Origin of the sequence: Leminorella richardii (assembly GCF_900478135.1) — a bacterium.
GTDB classification, from domain to species: domain Bacteria; phylum Pseudomonadota; class Gammaproteobacteria; order Enterobacterales; family Enterobacteriaceae; genus Leminorella; species Leminorella richardii.
In genome coordinates, this window is record NZ_LS483470.1 from 1,158,229 (window position 1) to 1,176,936 (window position 18,708).

Sequence of the window (18,708 nt, forward strand, 5' to 3'; positions counted from 1 at the left end):
TCAAGACATTTTATCTTATGCCTACTTTTTTAAAGCGTAAGCCGGTCGTTTTTCCAACTCCATAACCAGTTACGTACCGCCTTCATGTCATCTATAGCCAGATATTGGAATTTATATGAGCAAGAGCACCGCTGAGATCCGTCAAGCGTTTCTCGATTTCTTTAATAGTAAAGGACACCAGGTTGTTGCCAGCAGTTCTTTAGTTCCCCATAACGACCCGACGCTGCTGTTTACCAACGCGGGTATGAACCAGTTTAAAGACGTTTTTTTGGGGCTAGACAAGCGCGCCTATACACGCGCGACGACTTCTCAGCGCTGCGTGCGCGCAGGCGGTAAGCACAACGATCTGGAAAACGTAGGCTACACTGCTCGCCACCATACCTTCTTTGAAATGCTGGGCAACTTTAGCTTTGGTGACTACTTTAAGCACGATGCTATTCGCTTTGCCTGGGAGCTTTTGACTGGCGCAGAATGGTTTAACCTGCCTAAGGACAAGCTTTGGGTCACAGTATACGAGACTGACGACGAAGCCTATGACATTTGGGCCAGCGAAGTTGGCGTTCCCAAAGAGCGCATTATCCGCATTGGTGACAACAAAGGCGCGCCTTTTGCTTCCGACAACTTCTGGCAGATGGGCGATACCGGCCCGTGTGGACCCTGTACGGAGATTTTCTACGATCACGGTGACCACATCTGGGGCGGACCTCCGGGATCGCCTGAAGAAGACGGTGACCGCTATATCGAGATTTGGAACATCGTCTTTATGCAGTTCAATCGCCAGCCAGACGGTACGATGCTGCCGCTGCCGAAGCCTTCTGTCGATACCGGCATGGGGCTTGAGCGAATCTCTGCGGTGCTGCAACATGTCAATTCCAACTACGATATCGACCTGTTTAAGGTGCTGATTGCCGAAGCGGCCAAGGCTACTAAAGCCTCCGATCTGAGCAGTAAGTCTCTGCGCGTTATCGCCGATCACATTCGCTCTTGCGCGTTTCTCGTGTCTGATGGCGTGATGCCGTCAAACGAAGGCCGTGGCTATGTATTGCGTCGCATTATTCGCCGCGCGGTGCGCCACGGGCACATGCTAGGCGCAACAGAGACCTTCTTCTACAAGCTGGTTGCTCCGCTGGTGAGCGTTATGGGCAGCGCTGCCGATGAGTTAAGGCAGCAGCAGTCTATGGTAGAGCAGGTCCTGAAAACAGAAGAAGAGCAGTTTGCCCGCACGCTGGAGCGCGGTCTGGCGCTGCTGGATGATGCGCTGTCTCAGGTTGAAGGTGATACCCTTTCCGGCGAAACAGCCTTCCGTCTTTATGACACCTACGGTTTTCCTCTGGACTTAACTGCTGACGTCTGCCGCGAGCGTAACATTAAGGTTGATGAAGAGGGCTTCGAGCAGGCCATGGAAGCGCAGCGCCGCAGAGCGCGTGAATCAAGCGGCTTTAGCATCGACTACAGTAAGCTGATTCGCGTAGAGCAGGAAACCTGCTTTAGCGGCTACGACCGTCTGGAACAGTCTTCTCGCGTTACTGCACTGTTTGTTAACGGTAAAGAAGTCGAGCGGCTTCAGTCCGGAGAGAACGGCGTGGTGATTCTAGACAATACCCCATTCTACGGTGAGTCCGGCGGTCAGGTTGGCGATATGGGGCAGCTACGCGCGCCAACGGCATGCTTTGACGTTCAGGACACACAAAAATATGGTCAGGCAGTGGGTCACGTTGGTCAGCTAACTCAGGGCGAACTGAAGGTTGGCGATAGCGTTGATGCGATTGTTGACGGCCTTCGTCGCGACCGCATTCGACTGAACCACTCAGCCACTCACCTGCTGCACGCAGCGCTGCGTCAGGTACTTGGTACTCACGTTGCCCAAAAGGGTTCACTGGTTAACGACAGCTACCTGCGTTTTGACTTCTCGCATAATGAAGCGATGAAGCAGGAACAAATTCGCGCTGTTGAAGACATTGTGAACCAGCAGATTCGCCGAAATCTTCGGGTTGAAACTCAGATCATGGATTTGGATGCCGCTAAGGCGAAAGGTGCGATGGCTCTGTTTGGTGAAAAGTACGACGACAGCGTTCGCGTTCTGTCTATGGGCGACTTTTCCACCGAGCTTTGTGGCGGTACTCACGCTGCGGCAACTGGGGACATCGGTCTTTTCCGCATCACTTCTGAGTCCGGTATTGCAGCTGGTGTACGCCGCATTGAGGCCGTTACGGGTGAAAATGCAATTCGCACCATGCATCAGCAAAGCGATGCGCTGAGCGAGGTTTCTTCACTGGTGAAGGGCGATGCGAGCAACCTGATCGAAAAAGTGAAGGGGCTTATTGAACACGCCAAGTCTGTGGAGAAAGAGCTTCAGCAGCTGAAAGCACAGCAGGCCGCTCAGGAAAGTTCGTCTTTAGTCAGCAAGGCTATTGATATAAAAGGTGTTAAGCTGTTGGTCAGTCAGCTTAATGGCGTAGAGCCAAAAATGCTGAGAACGATGGTTGACGATATTAAAAATCAGATGGGTTCGGGCGTTATTGTTTTGGCAACAGTGTATGACGATAAGGTCAGTCTGATTGCCGGCGTCACGAAGGATCTGGTTGATCGCCTGAAGGCTGGTGAGCTGATTGCGCCGGTTGCTCAGAGCGTTGGCGGTAAGGGTGGCGGTCGTCCGGATATGGCTCAGGCCGGCGGCACCGACTGTGAAGCATTACCCGCAGCCCTAGCTTCAGTTGAGGCATGGGTCGCAGCCAAACTGTAGTTCAAAACTCACTTTATTCCCGGCGCTGTTTTGACGGCGCCTCGGATAAAGTGTACTTTCCTACAGTATTTTTAGCACGTCGTGTAGTATAAACTTAATATAATTAGCTAAACTTAGGCATATACGTGTTCTTATCTGAAGTTGTATAGAGTGAGCATAGGTTTCAGCGGTATTGGTTAAACGCCGCTGCTTACGTTCTTAGGCTATATCATGGATAATGGGCTGGATGCACAAGAGAAGCAATGGTTTGTTTAATCTGTCAAGGAGTAAAGAATGCTTATTCTAACTCGCCGAGTTGGTGAAACGCTTATGATTGGTGATGAAGTCACCGTTACAGTTTTAGGCGTGAAAGGTAATCAGGTTCGTATTGGTGTTAACGCACCAAAAGAAGTGTCTGTTCACCGCGAAGAAATCTACCAGAGAATTCAGGCTGAAAAGTCTCAACAGTCGACTTTTTAAGCGGTTGACGCACCCGATTCTGGTTTATCGGGTGCGTTGATATTTTTATATTCCTATTTTCCCGTTTTATTTTTTACGTTTGAAAGCTTTGACTTCAGCGCTTTTGCCGTATTCTGTTTGTTTTTTTGCTGGCAAAGTGTTCGGGTTGTTTGCTTAGTGCTCAAACGGACTGGATGTACGAAAAAGTATTTGACTTATAAGACCGGGAAAGTAATATGTGCGCCACGCAGAATCGATAAGCAGCTTAGGCTGTCTGAAGTTTTGCTGAAGTAGATATGGTGAAGTGGCCGAGAGGCTGAAGGCGCTCCCCTGCTAAGGGAGTATGTGGTCAAAAGCTGCATCGAGGGTTCGAATCCCTCCTTCACCGCCATTTACTGAACTGCACCCGTAGCTCAGCTGGATAGAGTACTCGGCTACGAACCGAGCGGTCAGAGGTTCGAATCCTCTCGGGTGCGCCATCTTAAGAACGCATTGTTGCATAACAGCGCGTTGGTAAACGCAGAGACAGCGTTTGCTTCAGTAACCCAATCTGCACCCGTAGCTCAGCTGGATAGAGTACTCGGCTACGAACCGAGCGGTCAGAGGTTCGAATCCTCTCGGGTGCGCCATTTTTCTAAACACAGTGTATATTGTCTATCAATATCTCTAATGTTTGGAGCCGCCGTCTTCACGAATAAGAGGATAAGGCGACAGACGTTTTAGGATGCACCCGTAGCTCAGCTGGATAGAGTACTCGGCTACGAACCGAGCGGTCAGAGGTTCGAATCCTCTCGGGTGCGCCATTCCTTTCTTCTACTTTATTAATCCGACATAACTTCCCTGCAAATAGCTAAAAGCCTATTCTTCAGTTTTATTCCTTTTGGGCGTGATTTAACGCTATATAGAATGACCTGTAAGCCTTCATATATATGTACTATGTCATTCACATTTCTTCTCTTATTTTCCTAAACGGCACAGATAAAAACGACGGGTTTAGTCGAGAATGACTTATGTCGTTTTTATTTATTCCGCTGCTATCAAATAGACATAGAATTATGGGGCGGTTAAATTTTCATCGATGCCTGAAAAATAGCGCTATTGGCGTTTCATTCACCATGGCATGGAGAGAGCAGGAGAAATGTTTACGTAGGGAAGTTGTACAAGCCTTGATATGGCGTCCCCGACAGGAATCGAACCTGTAACTAGCCCTTAGGAGGGGCTCGTTATATCCATTTAACTACGGGGACTTCAAGCAGGGCGGCATTATATCGGTTTTTTACTGTAGTTTCAGCTATTCAGTGTGCGTTTGTCTAACTTATCGCCGGAGGACGGCTAAAAAGTGATTTTTTGATAGGCTTCACATTCTACAGACTTTCTCCCGCAGGCTTTGATCTAACCCCCTATTTTACTCATAAATAGGTACTTTTGGTGCAGGCAGCAGGCTAACGTGCCTGAATAAGGCTATGGTATGATAACGTCAATTTTTCATCGACAATGTGTAATGCCATGCTGGAAGTGCAAGGACTAAACTGTATCCGAGATGAGCGAGCTCTATTTACTGAGCTTAGCTTCGTCATACACTCGGGTGAGCTAGTTCAGGTTGAAGGCCCCAACGGCGCCGGGAAAACCAGCCTTCTGCGTATCTTAGCCGGGCTTGCCAGCAGCGATGGTGGAAACATTCTCTGGCGCGGTGAAGCAACCCGCCGTTCTCGCGATCTCTACTACAGTGAACTGCTCTATATTGGCCACCATCCTGGCGTAAAGGCGGTTCTGACTCCCTATGAGAATCTTGCCTTTTTTCAGAAAGCCTCTGGTAAGGTCGACAGCGAAGCCATTTGGGGCGCGCTGGAAAAAGTGGGCCTCATCGGATATGAAGACGTGCCCGTAGCGCAGCTTTCCGCGGGGCAGCATCGTCGTGTCGCTTTGGCAAGGCTGTGGTTAAGCAGTGCGCCGCTGTGGATTTTGGATGAACCCCTAACGGCAATCGACAAGCAGGGCGTTGAGCGACTAACCAGCCTGTTTGAAGAGCATGCGGAGCAGGGGGGAATTGTCATCCTGACGACACATCAGGACATGATCAGCGCCCGCTGCCCAATACGTAAAATCAAGCTTGACGGTGGGGTGTGGCGCTGATGTTTATTTCTATTTTGCACCGTGAGCTGAAAATTGCCTTTCGTAAAGGGGCGGAAATCGTTAACCCCTTATGGTTCTTTCTTATCGTTGTGACGCTGTTTCCTCTCAGCATTGGGCCTGAACCCCAACTGCTGTCGCGCATTGCGCCGGGCGTTGTCTGGGTTGCTGCGCTGCTGTCTTCTCTTCTATCTCTCGAGCGTCTGCTTCGAGACGATTTTCTTGATGGTTCTCTTGAACAGCTAATGCTGTTGCCCATTCCGCTACCCATCACTATTCTAGCCAAGGTCTGTGCCCATTGGCTGCTGACTGGCCTGCCGCTGTTGATCCTTTCGCCGCTGGTCGCTTTGCTACTTTCTTTCGATTTTTCAACCTGGTGTGCCGTTGCGCTGACGTTGCTGTTAGGTACTCCGACGCTGAGTTTTATCGGCGCTATAGGGGTTTCATTGACGGTAGGGCTGCGTAAAGGCGGGGTTTTGTTGAGTTTGCTGGTGTTGCCCCTGTATATTCCAGTGTTGATTTTCGCCACCTCCGCCATTGATGCTGCATCAATGCTGTTGCCTATCGGTGGCTATTTGGCAATCTTAGGCGCGATCCTCGCCGGGACTGCGACGCTGGCTCCGTTCGCTGCTGCTGCTGCATTGAGAGTCAGCGTACAGTAACGACGGTGCTGTGAAAGTTTTTTATTATTAAATGTGAGCATAACGACTATGTGGAAGTGGCTGCATTCCCTCGCTAAACCCGAGACGATGTATCGTCTATGTGGGAAGTTTATTCCGTGGACCGCGATTGCCGGTATTGCGCTGTTAGTCAGCGGCTGGACGTGGGGATTTGGCTTTGCCCCTTCGGACTATCAGCAGGGGGACAGCTTCCGCATTATCTATATCCATGTGCCAGCCGCTATTTGGTCGATGGGAATTTACGGCTCAATGGCCATTGCCGCTTTTATTGGTTTGGTTTGGCAGATGAAGTCCGCCGATATGATTGCCTCAGCGATGGCGCCTGTCGGTGCGGTATTTACCTTTATCGCGCTGGCGACCGGCTCGGCTTGGGGGAAACCCATGTGGGGAGCCTGGTGGGTGTGGGATGCGCGTTTGACTTCCGAACTGGTGCTGCTGTTTCTCTATCTCGGTGTTATCGCGTTGTATAACGCATTCGAAGATCGCCGATTAGCCGGGCGAGCTGCGGGAATACTGGTGCTAGTTGGTGTCGTTAATCTGCCGATTATTCACTTCTCTGTCGAATGGTGGAATACCCTGCATCAGGGCTCGACCAATATGCAGCAATCAGTTGACCCGAGCATGAGAACGCCACTTCGATTGGCGATATTCGGCTATCTCTTTTTCTTTATCACGCTGACGCTGATGCGTTTGCGCAACCTGATCCTCAGTCACGACCGCCAGAAGCCTTGGGTGGAGTCTCTGATCAGCAAAGGGGCTCGCTAATGACGCCAGCATTTTCTTCATGGCAGGAATTTTTCGCAATGGGCGGGTACGGCCTGTACGTTTGGCTAGCGGTATCGGCGACGGTTATTCCTCTGCTTATTTTAGTTTGGCACACGCGCTGGCAGCGCAAAAAGCTGCTGGGTGAGATCCAACGACGGAAATCGCGCGAGGCGCGCATTGAAAACGCAAAACGAGAACAGGGGGCCGCGTTATGAATCCACGTCGCAAAAATAGAATGTTTTTAGCGATTGCCATTCTTATCGGCATGGCTGTCACCATTTCTCTGGTGCTGTACGCACTGCGTTCTAATATTGACCTCTTCTATACCCCGGGTGAGATTGTCTACGGTAAAGGCGAAAGCAAAACCAAGCCAGAGGCGGGCCAGCGGCTGCGTATCGGCGGTATGGTTATGCCGGGCTCTGTGGTTCGCGATCCGGATTCGCTGAAGGTGAGCTTTAAGGTTTATGACGCGCGTGCCGCTATCGACGTTCGCTATGAAGGTATCCTGCCAGATCTGTTCCGCGAGGATCAGAGCGTTGTGGCGCAGGGCGTATACGGCGAAGACAACGTAGTTAACGCGAAAGAAGTGCTGGCTAAGCACGATGAAAACTATATGCCGCCAGAAGTTGAAGAGGCCATGAAGGGGAATCACCAGCGTCCGCCAGAAAGCTACCAGAAAGAGGCTGAGGCGATGGGGAATCGGAAATGATCCCTGAACTTGGTAATTTCGCCCTCGCTCTGGCGACAGGGTTAGCGCTGCTGTTAAGCATTTATCCTTTGCTTGGTGCCTACCGGCAGGATCTGAAAATGATGGCGGCAGCTCGCCCGCTGGCCTACGGCCTGCTCGCGATGGCGCTCTTGGCCTTTGGATGCCTGGTCTACGCATTCATCTTCAACGACTTTAGCGTGATTTACGTTGCCGCAAACTCCAATAGCCAGCTTCCAGTCTATTTCCGTATGGCGGCTGTGTGGGGGGCGCATGAAGGCTCTCTGCTGCTGTGGATTGTGCTTCTGTCTCTTTGGACTGGCGCAGTGGCGGCGTTTAGCCGACAAATGCCGCTGGAGGCAGTTGCCCGTGTGCTGTCTGTACTTGGCATGATTAACGTCGGCTTCCTGCTGTTTGTTATTCTGACGTCTAACCCTTTCCTGCGCGCACTGCCGATGATCCCTATCGACGGTCGCGACTTGAATCCGTTACTGCAGGACGTTGGGCTGATTTTCCATCCGCCTTTACTGTATATGGGCTACGTTGGCTTTTCCGTCGCCTTTGCGTTTGCTATTTCTTCTCTGATGGCGGGCAAGCTAGACACGGCCTGGGCCAGATGGTCTCGCCCGTGGACGACCGCTGCCTGGGTCTTTCTGACTCTTGGCATCGCTCTGGGTTCCTACTGGGCCTACTATGAGCTGGGCTGGGGCGGTTGGTGGTTCTGGGATCCGGTAGAAAACGCTTCGCTTATGCCGTGGATTACCGGCACTGCGCTGCTGCACTCGTTGGCAGTTACCGAGAAGCGCGGCTCGTTTAAAGCGTGGACGGTGCTGATGGCCATCGTCTCGTTCTCGCTGTGCCTGTTGGGTACCTTCCTGGTGCGTTCCGGCATTCTGGTTTCCGTGCACTCGTTTGCTTCTGACCCCGCTCGCGGCATGTTTATTTTGGCATTTCTGGTGGTGGTTATCGGCGGCTCTCTGCTGCTGTATGCCATCAACGGCAGTCAGGTGCGAAAAACCCGCGCCCACCATGAGTTTTTCTCCCGCGAATCTTTCTTGCTGGGTAACAACATACTGCTGATGGCCGCCATGATGGTGGTGCTTTTAGGTACTCTGCTGCCTTTAGTGCACAAGCAGCTCGGGCTGGGGTCTATCTCTGTCGGTGCGCCGTTCTTCGATACCATGTTTATCTGGCTGATGGTGCCTTTTTCTCTGCTGCTGGGTATTGCACCGCTGGTGCGCTGGCGTCGTGATGAGCCATCTAATCTATTAAAGAGACTGGTTATCGCACTAGTGATTACACTGGCTGCATCGTTTATCCTGCCTTGGTGGCTGCAGGATAAGATTATCGCTATGACGGTGCTAGGACTGATGATGGCGGTTTGGGTTATCGCTCTGACACTGATGGAACTGCACGAGCGGGCGACGCATCGCCACGGTTTCTTAAAGGGGCTGACGCAGCTTTCACGCAGCCACTGGGGGATGTCATTGGCGCACCTTGGCGTGGCCGTGACCGTGTTTGGCATAGCCTTTAGTCAAAACTACAGCGTCGAGCGAGACGTTCGCCTAAAAGACGGCGACAGCGTGATGATCCGCGACTATACCTTTACGTTCCGCGACGTGAGGGACATTCAGGGCCCTAACTACACTGGTGGGGCGGGAGAGCTGGAAATTACGCGCAACGGCAAGCCTGAAGCGACTCTGCACGCCGAGAAGCGCTACTATAAAGTTGCAGGCAGCATGATGACCGAAGCGGCAATTGACGGCGGCATCACTCGCGATCTTTACGCTGCACTGGGCGAGCAGCTTGGTGACGGCGCCTGGGCAGTACGTATTTACTATAAACCGTTTGTACGCTGGATTTGGTTTGGCGGTCTGTTTATGGCCTTTGGCGGCCTGCTGTGCATTCTCGATCCGCGCTACCGTACGAAAAAACATCCAACACGCGAGGAAACGGTGTGAACAAGAAACTTCTGTTTATTCCCCTAGTGGTTTTCCTGGGCATGGTCATTGCCTTTATGGTGCAGCTGCAGCGCAATGCAGAAGGGGACGATCCGACGTCCCTCGAGTCGGCGCTGATTGGTAAACCGGTACCGAAGTTCAAGCTGGAGTCGCTAGACATCCCCGGCAAAATCTATGAACAGGAAGCGTTAAACGACGGTAAGCCGCTGCTGTTGAACGTATGGGCGACCTGGTGCCCGACCTGCTACGCCGAACACAAGTTCCTTAACCGCCTGTCTGCAGAGGGTATCCGCGTTGTCGGCCTGAACTATAAAGACGAACGGGAAAAAGCCATCAAGTGGTTGAAGGATTTAGGTAACCCCTATGCGCTCAGTCTGTATGACAACAACGGCATGCTGGGGCTGGATTTGGGGGTTTACGGTGCACCAGAGACGTTCCTCATTGACGGTAACGGCATTGTTCGCTATCGCCATGCGGGCGACCTAAACGATAAAGTGTGGAATGAAGAAATTAAGCCGCTGTGGCTTAAGTATCAGGGGGAGGCTTCCCAATGATGAAATCACTTTCTGTCGCGCTGTTTGCGATGCTTATGGCGTTTAGCGTTCACGCCGCAATTGATACCTACAACTTTAAGTCTGTAGAGGAAGAGCAGCAGTTTCGCGAGCTTACTGGGCAGCTTCGCTGCCCGAAATGCCAAAATAACAGTATCGCCGATTCTAATGCGCCCATTGCGACCGATATGCGCAACAAAGTATTTGAGTTGATGGAGCAGGGGCAGTCTCAGCAGCAGATTGTCAACTACATGGTGGATCGCTACGGCAACTTTGTGACCTATGAACCACCGGTTACGGCAGCGACGATCATTCTTTGGGTTGTTCCTGCGCTGTGCGTGGTGTTTGGTGCAATAGCGATCGTTATGATGTCCCGCCGGCGTAAAGCCTCTTCAGCCAATTCTGGCGGTGCTGCTCTGTCGGCAGAGGAACAGCGTCGGCTCCAGCGATTGTTGAACGAAGATAAAGGTGCAAAGGGCGGTAAGGCACTATGACCCTATTCTGGCTGATCGTCGCTCTGCTGCTGGTTGCAGCAACAGCACTCTTTATTCTGCCGATGCTAAAAGGCCCGAATAAAAAGGCGGATGCCGATCGCGATGCGTTGAACAAGGCCTTTTATCAGCAGCGTCTAAACGAGCTTGAAGTGGATGAAGCGCTCGGGGTTATCAGCGAGCGCGATGTCATGGTGGCGGAGCTGCAGCATAACCTGCTGGAAGACATTCCAGCCAAAAAGGACACTCGTCAGAGCGGCCGAGTGAGTCGTGCTGCGCTACTGCCGGGAGTTGTACTTCTTTGTGTGGTATCTATCGGGTTGTACATGCACACCGGCGCCATGACTCAGGTGTCACAGTGGCAGCAGGTAATGACAAGCATGCCTGAGATGCGTAAGAAAGCCGATGCAGGACTGCTTAACGAACCGGAAGATATTGCGCGTTTTGCATTAGGGCTGCGCACCGAGCTGCTCACGGATCCGACAAACGTCAGCGATTGGGCTATGCTTGGCCTAGCGGGGCTGCGGCTTGGGAACGGTGAAATTGCGCTTCGTTCGTATGAAAAGGCGTATGAACTCTCACCCAACGACGGCTATATTCAGATTATCTACGCCAAGCTTTTAACGCGTTCCAATAATCCGGATGACATCGTGGAAGCCACACGGATTCTGAAGGCGTTGCTTAAGACCGATCCGGAAAACACGGAAGCGCTTTCAGCACTGGCGATGAGCGCTTTTGGGCAAGGTAATTTTCATGAAGCGATTGCCGCATGGGAAAAACTGTTAACGCTGATGCCGGCCGATGCCAAAGGTATTGACGTAATCAGGCAGAGCCTGGCCTACGCTAAATCGCAGGTCGCTTCCAGCGGTGTGCGCTTAGGCGTTACGCTGTCGATTTCACCGGAAGTGGCTTCTCAAATGCCGAAGAACGGCAGTGTGCTGATTACGGTAACCGACGGGGAGTCGACGGTTCCGGTGGTTGTAAAGCAGGTGTCGGCAGGGGAGTTCCCTATGCGCGTTGAGCTGGATGACGGTAGCGCGATGATGCCATCGCGTTTGCTTTCCAGCCTAAAACAGGTAAAGATAACGGCCACTATCACCAGCAGTGATAAAATGGACAAGCTGCGGATGACAGGAGAAAGCCGCGTGTATCCGTTCACCGGGCAAGAGACTGTGGACGTGACAATTGAAAAAATTGAACAGTAAGCATCGCGGTGATAACGCCGAGATTTAAGGGAGAAGAACATGAAGCGCCGATTAGTCAGTTGTATATTCGCTGCGGCAATGCTGACCGGCTGTGCTAACAGCGGCAGCGTGAACGAAGACGGAACGAGGCCAGATCCTTTAGAAGGCTTCAACCGTACGATGTTTAACTTCAACTATAACTACATGGATCCGTACGTTGTGCGGCCAGTGGCGGTGGTTTGGCGCGACTATATGCCGCAGCCAGCGCGTACTGGGTTAAGCAACTTTACCAGCAACCTGGGTGAGCCGGCCTCAATGGTCAACAACTTCCTTCAGGGCAATATTTATGACGGCTTCCGCCACTTTAACCGCTTCTTTGTCAACACGCTGTTGGGAATGGGCGGTTTTATGGATGTCGCAGGCATGTCTAACGACAAGCTGAAAAAAGACTACAACAAAGAGTTTGGTCAGGTGCTTGGCCACTACGATGTGCCCTACGGCCCGTATGCCGTGCTTCCAGCCTACGGCTCAGCGACGCTGCGTGATGAAGGTGGCGGCTACGTTGACTATGTTTATCCGGTGTTAAGCTGGATAACCTTCTGGGGTTCTGTCGGCAAGTGGACCGTTGAAGGCATTGAAGGGCGAGCGCAGCTACTCGATCAGGATCAGATGTTGGCGAACTCGCCGGATCCCTATATTTTTGTGCGTGAAGCCTACTTCCAGCGCCATGACTTTTTGGCTAATGGCGGTAAACTGGATACAGAACAAAATCCAAACGCCGAAGCGCTTAAGGATCAGCTGGACGATATCGACTGATATCTACATAGACATATGTGTAAGAAATATAGCCGGTCTAGCGACTGGCTATTTTTTTGCTTTTTTAAACCGTTATTAAATGTGTCATCAGTGCAGGCCATAATAAAAAAACCGCCTGAGTATCTCAGACGGTTTTATCGGTTTCTACAGTCGAACGACTTAGAACGTATAGTTAAAGTTCACGCCGTACAGCCATGCTTTACCTTTTGATTCAAACTGGTACACCGGGCTATTGGGTGAGTTGTTTTGCTTTTCGTTAATTTTAACTTTCTGGCCGTGCATATAGGACAGGCCAACGTCAACTGAAGCGTCTGGCGTAAAGTTATAGGTTGTACCTGCACTCAACCAAAGGCGATCCTGATCTGGGATTGAGATAGAGCGGTTGCTGGCAGGAACTGCGCTATCGTCAAAGGCGATGCCTGCGCGCCATGTCCAGTTTTCATTGTGGTAGTAGGTTGTACCCAGAGCCATGCGATAGGCATCACGGAAGCCTTCATGCTTGTGGAACATGGTGTCGCCGTTGCTGTCTTTCGCCGTAAGCTCTTCAAACTCGCTCCAGCTGGTGTAGCTCAGGGTGTAGTGCATGGCCCACTTTGGCGCGACTTTATGGTAACCAGACAGCTCCCAAATTTCAGGTAGCGTGAGCGTCAGCTTGCCTGAACGAGTATTGCCATCGGTTCCCCAAGGGAGACCCGTCATAGACTGGTAGCCGTTCAGGCCGCTGCTCAGGTCGCTTTTATATTTTCCTTTAAAATCGATATCGACTTTTGAGCGGTAGCTCAGGCCGATGCGGTTGTCCCTGTCGATTTCATACAGCATCCCGGCGTTCCAGCCGTAGCCCCATTCATCGCCGTGAAGATAGGCTACGGTCGAGTTTGACTGAAGAGAGCCAGTGGCGCTTTCGCCCGCATAGCGTCTGATTTTTGCCTTGGCATAAACGGCGTTAGTGCCAAGACCCAGACTGAAGTGTTCATTAAAGCGGTACGCAGCACTCAGGTTAAAGTTCATGGTCTCCAGCTTGGTGGTTCCCGCCAGAGGGCCAGCTGCGTATTCATCGTTAAAATGTGTCGATAAACCGTAGTTAGTGGTGGCAAATGCCCCAGCGACCAGTTTTCGTTAACCGGAAGAATAAAGTGCAGATTGGGCACCCACTCGTTAGGGGTGACGTCATTAGCGTGAAGGTCGTTGCCCTTCGGAGACGTGCCAGTGATTTCTACTTCTGGCTGAACGTAAATCGCCCCACCTGAAACGGTGGCGCGGTTAAACATCGTCATTGATGCTGGGTTGCGGTTGCCGGAGGAGGCGTTATCAGCAATCGCACCTTCCCCTGAGAACGCCCGGCCAAGGCCGGATGCGGAAGACTCTTGCAGTTGGAATCCAGATGCGTACACATTGCTCGAAAGGGCGGCCACAGTGAAGGCCAATAGGGACTTTTTAAAATTCTTTTTTAAAAACATACAAATCTCAATGAGGCACAGGAATTATTACGAACTGTAATAATTGAAGGCCGCATTTTAAAAAGGAAAAGGTGCCCGACAGATTAGACCAGTTGTCTAAAAAGCGTGTTCTTAACGGCACGATCGGGATTATTCCCATAAAAATATGGAGTATTCACTCACTATGCAGTTAACGCTATTGCGAGGTGTTTAACAGTTAAATATATAAATCATATTTAAATCAGTGTGATAGATTTTATTTTTATCAAGAGAAACCGCCAACCTGTAGCCTCGGTTTAAGGATCGGTGGTAAAATTTATGCATGGCGCGAGAGGAAAGCGTAGTATAAAGAAAATCGCGAATTTTTGAGCTAGATCTCATAACAGCTTGGCCGTAAAGCGGAGATTATTCCGCCTTACCTTAGAGGAGAAAAAGAATGTCAGATTCATTAAAGTGCAATGCTCAGGAAACTGCTGCCTGCTGCTGTGTTGACGTTGGAACCGTGATGGATAATACCGACCTGACTGCGTCCTATAAGCGCGTATTTGATTCCCGCGCTGAAGCAGAAAGTATGCTGAATGCACTGACGGAAAAAGCGCGCGCGACAGAGTCAGATCCCTGTGACATTAAAAGCACTCTGGTTGATGTCGCTGGCGGCGTTGAGCTGACCATTGATTTTACTTTCTGCTGTCAGGCAGAAACGCTGATTTTTCAACTTGGGCTGCGCTAATCTTCCCTAGTGTTTGATGAGTGAGTTAACGCCGGTTTTTCCGGCGTTACTTTTTATTGCCAGCGCATTTATCCGGAGGCGTTAATGCGGGTGTTTATTATGCGGCATGGAGAGGCCAGTTTTCACGCTGAGAGCGACCCCGCTCGTCCGCTGACTGAACGCGGAGTAGAGGAGACATCGCAAATGGCACTGCGCCTGCACCAGATGGTGGGAGACATCTCGTGCGTTCTTGTGAGTCCTTATCTGCGCGCCCAGCAAACGCTGGAGACTATCCGCCGTGCGTTTCCGCTATCGGCTGACGTTTCTATTGAGACCGTTTCACAACTAATTCCCGGTGGCGATCCGGGATGGTGTGCCGACTATCTGACCGTACTGGCACAGCAGGGTGTCTCTGAGGTTCTGGTCGTCTCTCATTTACCCTTGGTGAGCTATTTGGTTTCTGAACTAAGCCAGGGCAGCGCATCGCCGATGTTTTCAACGTCCTCTGTTGCCTGCGTAACGCTGGATGATAAAACCCTAAGAGGGCGATTTGAGTGGCAAATATCGCCGGGCAGCTAGAGCTCTGGTCATCAAACTGACAATAAAAAAGCGATGCTTAACTAAGGCATCGCTTTTTTATAACTGATTTTCACTTAACGCTACAATCCAAGCCGGTGAGCCACGGTTTCTTCAAGCAGGGTAACCAGTTCAGGATCCATATACTGGTAGTCATCGGGAATATCCAGTACGTGGATGGGCTTATGCTCTACCAGCCGACGATACTCCGCAACGATGCGGCTTTTATGCTTTTGTTCCATCACACAGACGACGTCAGCCCACTGCAGCATTTCAGGCGTTAAGGGCTTTCTGGCGTTGCGGCTAGTGCCCGCAGAGCGAACGGAAAGCCCCTCATGTCGACGCCACACCTGCTCGGCCGTCGGGCTGCGCCACTGGTTGCGGCTACATATAAAGAGAACGTTCAGGCTTATATTCCTCCATGGCGCGACGGGCAAGCAGCCCGTTTCGCACTCTGGGATAGTCCATGCCCAGCTGCGCCGCTCGGGCGAGCTTCTCTGAGCGAATATACATCAGCTTCCAGCGCTTTTCTTTCGGAAAATCGCTGCGCGGTGGATGACTGTCTCGTGCGCGATTGCGTTTTTTCTGTGCGAGCCGCCAGGCTCGCGTGCGGTTGTTGTCCATTATGTCTTCTCTGATTGAATTTACCGGGGTTCAGCAGCCGCGGTAATACAGAGAGACCTAAGCCGCGCGTATCATAGCGCGGTTTGGCGAAAAGTACAGCGCGAATGTAGGTCTTACGGCCTGTCGGCGAAATAGAATCCCTTGGGGGTGATTAGCGCCATAATTGCCCCCGACAGTGTTCCTGGCGCGACGTAAAGGTTAAAGCGATGGAGAAGAGAGCCAGGCCGATCGGTACCGATGAGCACGTCCTGAACGCCGAATACGACGGTGAAAAAAAGGAGTGTTAGCACCGAGCCTAATATTGTGCAAAACGCCGTTCGGTACAGCGTAGACCGGTAATGCCTGACAGGAAGGCAGGCCGCGCCTATGCCTGTTAACAGTGCCGGAAGAACGCCAAGCGCATAGCTGATGAAAAACAGAATGGGGAAAAATGAGGCGGTAGTGGCCTTGTCTGTACTTCCGGGCAGCATCACGACAAAGGCGATGTATAAAAAGCCGACGATAGGTCCTATCAGCGAAAACCAGAAGGCGTGGCACAGGGTTCGATAGCCGAGCGTCATTGTGCTTCCCCTGGATCGGATACGCTGAGGTCGTTTCTGGATTGTGTTTGAAAAGGTAAATACATTAACGTCAATAACGCGCCAGCAGAGGCAAAAGCGCCAGAGAACGCGTAGAGGAAAAAGGTTAGAGACCTATCTCCAGCTAACATAGTCATACCCAAAAAGAGCGGCATAGGCAGTGAAATGAGCGCGCCAAATGCGATGATGGCGTAAGGGCGATAGGGGCCGCGGCTGATGAAGCTGGCGAAAATGCCGGTTAACAGGGCGGCAGGGCCGCCGGATATATAGGTGAGCAGGAGCGCAATAATCGGCTCTTCAATAAGAATCCCAATCGCGTTAAATGGCGTTTTACCCACCGTCTCTAATATGACGATACAGGCGACAAGCCCAAATAGAGGGCCAATGGCAGTGAACCAGAATACGTTAAGCAGTACGTGACGCGGCGTTGGCATAGTTTTTCTATTTATCCTGTGAATACCGTTGCGTTTATTTTTATAGGCTAATGCGGGTCTGTGAGCAGAAGATGAAGCGGGCGATAAATTATGCCTGCTGCTGAAGCCGGTCCTTTTTTCCGTAGGGGAAATAAGGCGCAATCAGGGCAGCCAATAAGGTCGAAAGCATGCCGATTCCGCCAAGCGTCGCGCTGATTGTGAGGTCTTCGATGAATTGACGGTAGATTAATCTGCGGACTATTCTTCCCTCTCAACCAGCAGCAGAATCGCCGCGTCGCCGCCGAACTCTTTTGGCGCCTGATGAAACGCTCGCACGTCAGGGTGCTGAGCTAGCCAGAGCGGGGTTTGCTTTTTCAAGACGTGCTTACCGTGACCGTGCATGACGCAGGCGCAGTGAACGTGTTCCCGACGGCAGGCGGCAATTAGTGCCCCCAGCTCTTGCTTAGCCTGCGCCTGCGTCAGTCCGTGAAGGTCGAGAAACAGCTCGGGCGTGTAGTCGCCGCGCCGCAGCTTTTTTAACTCATAATGGTCAACGTCAGAGCGCACATAGCGCATGGCGCCTTCTTCGTTTAATAGCGGCTGAAACTCGTCGGAAAAGTAAAACGATGCGTCTACTTGCTCCTGAATCAGACGCTCTTCGGAGACTTTCTTCACTTTACGGGCAGGTCGATGCACCTTTGTTGTTTGCGACAAAGGCTTTGTGCCCTGAACGGCGTCTTTAAACTGAGCGCTCTCTTCATGGGAGAGCATAAATTTCTTTTTAATCACAAAGTCGCACTACTGTAAATGAAACGAAAAACGACGCCAAACGCCGATCGGACAGGGGAAATTTTTCTCTAAGAATAAAGGATGGAGGCTGATTTGTCGCGTGTTTCATGGCAAACTGTTGGGCTATTTCCCGTCAGAGTCAGCGTTTCCCGGTGGAGGAATCATTGGATAAAATTGTTGTAGATGAAGCAGTGAATGAACTGCGCACCATTCAGGATATGCTGCGCTGGTCAGTCAGCCGTTTTAGCGAGGCGGAAGTGTATTACGGCCATGGCGCTAATAATCCCTGGGACGAGGCCGTTCAGCTGGTATTGCCAACGCTTTTTCTGTCACCGGATTCTCCTCCGGAAGTTTATCTCTCTCGACTCACCACCAGCGAGCGCCTGCGAATAGTTGAAAGAGTGGCGCGCCGCGTTGACGAGCGCCAGCCGGTAGCCTATTTAACAAACCGGGCATGGTTTGCCGGGCACGAATTTTACGTTGACGAGCGGGTGCTCATTCCTCGTTCTCCTATTGGCGAGCTTATTAATCAGCGCTTTTCGTCACTGCTGCCTCACGAGCCCCGCGCTATTTTAGACCTGTGCACCGGCAGCGGCTGCATTGCTATCGCCTGTGCTTACGCGTTTCCCGAAGCGGAAGTGGACGCAGTGGATATTTCTACCGATGCGCTGGAAGTGGCTGAATTCAACATTCAGTCACACCGCATGGAACATCAGGTGACGCCAATGCGCTCAGACTTGTTCCGCGATATGCCGTCAATGATTTACGATCTTATCGTGACCAATCCGCCCTATGTGGATGCGGAAGACATGGGCGATATGCCGTCGGAATACCACCACGAGCCAGAGCTAGGATTAGCCGCTGGGGAGGATGGTCTGGATCTGGTGCGCCGTATTTTGGCCTGTGCGCCGGACTTCCTGAGTGACGATGGCGTGCTGATCTGCGAGGTGGGTAACAGCATGGTGCATCTGGAAGACGCCTATCCGGACATCCCCTTTACCTGGCTAGAGTTTGAGTTTGGCGGCGACGGTGTCTTTATGCTGAATAGGGAACAGCTGCTGGCGTGCCGAGAACACTTTAGCGACTATCGCGATTAACGAACGCTATTTATTATTGAT

At 51.6% G+C, this 18,708-nt stretch carries 20 protein-coding genes, 5 tRNA genes and 1 pseudogene; 19 read left to right on the forward strand and 7 right to left on the reverse strand.

All coding sequences use genetic code 11. The features are described from left to right. Positions 1–115: 115 nt before the first annotated feature. The 6 genes from alaS to DQM29_RS05515 all read left to right on the forward strand — a co-directional run bounded on the left by alaS (position 116) and on the right by DQM29_RS05515 (position 3,984). Positions 116–2,743 (forward strand): alanine--tRNA ligase, encoded by a 2,628-nt coding sequence (gene alaS / locus DQM29_RS05490; RefSeq protein WP_111739670.1) that lies wholly within the window; start codon positions 116–118, stop codon positions 2,741–2,743. Between the two features lie 273 nt (positions 2,744–3,016). Continuing rightward, on the forward strand, positions 3,017–3,202 hold the full coding sequence (gene csrA / locus DQM29_RS05495) for a carbon storage regulator CsrA (protein WP_027275176.1): 186 nt from the start codon (positions 3,017–3,019) through the stop codon (positions 3,200–3,202). A gap of 277 nt (positions 3,203–3,479) precedes the next feature. After that, a tRNA-Ser gene (locus DQM29_RS05500) sits at positions 3,480–3,572 on the forward strand. 11 nt (positions 3,573–3,583) lie between these two features. After that, positions 3,584–3,660: transfer RNA gene (locus tag DQM29_RS05505), tRNA-Arg, on the forward strand. Between the two features lie 73 nt (positions 3,661–3,733). Beyond that, positions 3,734–3,810, forward strand: a tRNA-Arg gene (locus tag DQM29_RS05510). Between the two features lie 97 nt (positions 3,811–3,907). Further along, positions 3,908–3,984: transfer RNA gene (locus DQM29_RS05515), tRNA-Arg, on the forward strand. Between the two features lie 369 nt (positions 3,985–4,353). Here DQM29_RS05515 and DQM29_RS05520 read toward each other — a convergent pair. Beyond that, positions 4,354–4,428 (reverse strand) — tRNA-Arg (locus tag DQM29_RS05520). A gap of 259 nt (positions 4,429–4,687) precedes the next feature. On the opposite strand from DQM29_RS05520, the gene ccmA reads away from it, so the two are divergent. From ccmA to mlaA, 10 genes are read left to right on the forward strand one after another with little or no spacing between them, the layout of a single operon-like run. Next, positions 4,688–5,314 carry a cytochrome c biogenesis heme-transporting ATPase CcmA gene (ccmA, locus tag DQM29_RS05525; protein WP_111742003.1) on the forward strand — a complete coding sequence of 209 codons (627 nt, stop codon included), beginning with the start codon at positions 4,688–4,690 and terminating at the stop codon, positions 5,312–5,314. Continuing rightward, a complete protein-coding gene (gene ccmB / locus DQM29_RS05530) occupies positions 5,314–5,973 on the forward strand; it encodes a heme exporter protein CcmB (protein WP_111742004.1) in 660 nt (219 codons plus the stop codon). The genes ccmA and ccmB overlap by 1 nt, the downstream gene beginning before the upstream one ends. Positions 5,974–6,021: 48 nt before the next feature. Continuing rightward, entirely contained in the window at positions 6,022–6,756 is a 735-nt protein-coding gene (locus DQM29_RS05535) for a heme ABC transporter permease (protein WP_111739671.1), read from the forward strand. After that, complete coding sequence (gene ccmD / locus DQM29_RS05540) at positions 6,756–6,971, forward strand: heme exporter protein CcmD (protein WP_111739672.1); 216 nt, start codon at positions 6,756–6,758, stop codon at positions 6,969–6,971. The genes DQM29_RS05535 and ccmD overlap by 1 nt, the downstream gene beginning before the upstream one ends. After that, positions 6,968–7,465, forward strand: coding sequence for a cytochrome c maturation protein CcmE (gene ccmE, locus DQM29_RS05545; protein WP_111739673.1), 498 nt, complete (start codon positions 6,968–6,970; stop codon positions 7,463–7,465). The genes ccmD and ccmE overlap by 4 nt, the downstream gene beginning before the upstream one ends. Next, positions 7,462–9,423 carry a heme lyase CcmF/NrfE family subunit gene (locus DQM29_RS05550; RefSeq protein WP_111739674.1) on the forward strand — a complete coding sequence of 654 codons (1,962 nt, stop codon included), beginning with the start codon at positions 7,462–7,464 and terminating at the stop codon, positions 9,421–9,423. Before ccmE ends, DQM29_RS05550 begins: the two co-directional genes overlap by 4 nt. Before the next feature lie 41 nt (positions 9,424–9,464). After that, positions 9,465–9,977 carry a DsbE family thiol:disulfide interchange protein gene (locus DQM29_RS05555; RefSeq protein WP_422385820.1) on the forward strand — a complete coding sequence of 171 codons (513 nt, stop codon included), beginning with the start codon at positions 9,465–9,467 and terminating at the stop codon, positions 9,975–9,977. Continuing rightward, on the forward strand, positions 9,977–10,468 hold the full coding sequence (locus DQM29_RS05560; RefSeq protein WP_111742005.1) for a cytochrome c-type biogenesis protein: 492 nt from the start codon (positions 9,977–9,979) through the stop codon (positions 10,466–10,468). The genes DQM29_RS05555 and DQM29_RS05560 overlap by 1 nt, the downstream gene beginning before the upstream one ends. Continuing rightward, positions 10,465–11,670 carry a c-type cytochrome biogenesis protein CcmI gene (gene ccmI / locus DQM29_RS05565; RefSeq protein WP_111739676.1) on the forward strand — a complete coding sequence of 402 codons (1,206 nt, stop codon included), beginning with the start codon at positions 10,465–10,467 and terminating at the stop codon, positions 11,668–11,670. The genes DQM29_RS05560 and ccmI overlap by 4 nt, the downstream gene beginning before the upstream one ends. A 39-nt stretch (positions 11,671–11,709) precedes the next feature. Continuing rightward, on the forward strand, positions 11,710–12,465 hold the full coding sequence (gene mlaA, locus DQM29_RS05570) for a phospholipid-binding lipoprotein MlaA (RefSeq protein ID WP_111739677.1): 756 nt from the start codon (positions 11,710–11,712) through the stop codon (positions 12,463–12,465). A 159-nt stretch (positions 12,466–12,624) separates the two neighbouring features. Here the strand turns inward: mlaA and fadL are convergent. Then, positions 12,625–13,922 (reverse strand): annotated as a pseudogene (gene fadL, locus DQM29_RS05575) (long-chain fatty acid transporter FadL). Between the two features lie 415 nt (positions 13,923–14,337). On the opposite strand from fadL, the gene DQM29_RS05580 reads away from it, so the two are divergent. Both DQM29_RS05580 and sixA read left to right on the forward strand, forming a co-directional pair. Continuing rightward, positions 14,338–14,631 carry a YfcZ/YiiS family protein gene (locus DQM29_RS05580; RefSeq protein WP_111739678.1) on the forward strand — a complete coding sequence of 98 codons (294 nt, stop codon included), beginning with the start codon at positions 14,338–14,340 and terminating at the stop codon, positions 14,629–14,631. A gap of 84 nt (positions 14,632–14,715) precedes the next feature. After that, on the forward strand, positions 14,716–15,189 hold the full coding sequence (gene sixA, locus DQM29_RS05585; RefSeq protein ID WP_111739679.1) for a phosphohistidine phosphatase SixA: 474 nt from the start codon (positions 14,716–14,718) through the stop codon (positions 15,187–15,189). Positions 15,190–15,269: 80 nt separating this feature from the next. On the opposite strand, the gene DQM29_RS05590 is transcribed toward sixA, so the two are convergent. The 5 genes from DQM29_RS05590 to smrB all read right to left on the reverse strand — a co-directional run bounded on the left by DQM29_RS05590 (position 15,270) and on the right by smrB (position 17,587). Then, positions 15,270–15,593 carry a low molecular weight protein tyrosine phosphatase family protein gene (locus tag DQM29_RS05590; RefSeq protein ID WP_111742006.1) on the reverse strand — a complete coding sequence of 108 codons (324 nt, stop codon included), beginning with the start codon at positions 15,591–15,593 and terminating at the stop codon, positions 15,270–15,272. Continuing rightward, entirely contained in the window at positions 15,571–15,810 is a 240-nt protein-coding gene (locus tag DQM29_RS05595) for a hypothetical protein (protein ID WP_111739680.1), read from the reverse strand. Before DQM29_RS05595 ends, DQM29_RS05590 begins: the two co-directional genes overlap by 23 nt. 113 nt (positions 15,811–15,923) lie before the next feature. Beyond that, positions 15,924–16,370 carry an inner membrane protein CbrB gene (gene cbrB, locus DQM29_RS05600; protein ID WP_111739681.1) on the reverse strand — a complete coding sequence of 149 codons (447 nt, stop codon included), beginning with the start codon at positions 16,368–16,370 and terminating at the stop codon, positions 15,924–15,926. Then, positions 16,367–16,822: a hypothetical protein gene (locus tag DQM29_RS05605; RefSeq protein ID WP_111739682.1), complete on the reverse strand. Its 456-nt coding sequence runs from the start codon at positions 16,820–16,822 to the stop codon at positions 16,367–16,369. Before DQM29_RS05605 ends, cbrB begins: the two co-directional genes overlap by 4 nt. Positions 16,823–17,059: 237 nt before the next feature. Continuing rightward, positions 17,060–17,587 (reverse strand): endonuclease SmrB, encoded by a 528-nt coding sequence (gene smrB / locus DQM29_RS05610; RefSeq protein WP_111742007.1) that lies wholly within the window; start codon positions 17,585–17,587, stop codon positions 17,060–17,062. 167 nt (positions 17,588–17,754) lie between these two features. Between smrB and prmB the strand changes: the two genes are divergently transcribed. After that, entirely contained in the window at positions 17,755–18,687 is a 933-nt protein-coding gene (prmB, locus tag DQM29_RS05615) for a 50S ribosomal protein L3 N(5)-glutamine methyltransferase (protein WP_111742008.1), read from the forward strand. The last annotated feature ends 21 nt before the right edge of the window (positions 18,688–18,708 follow it).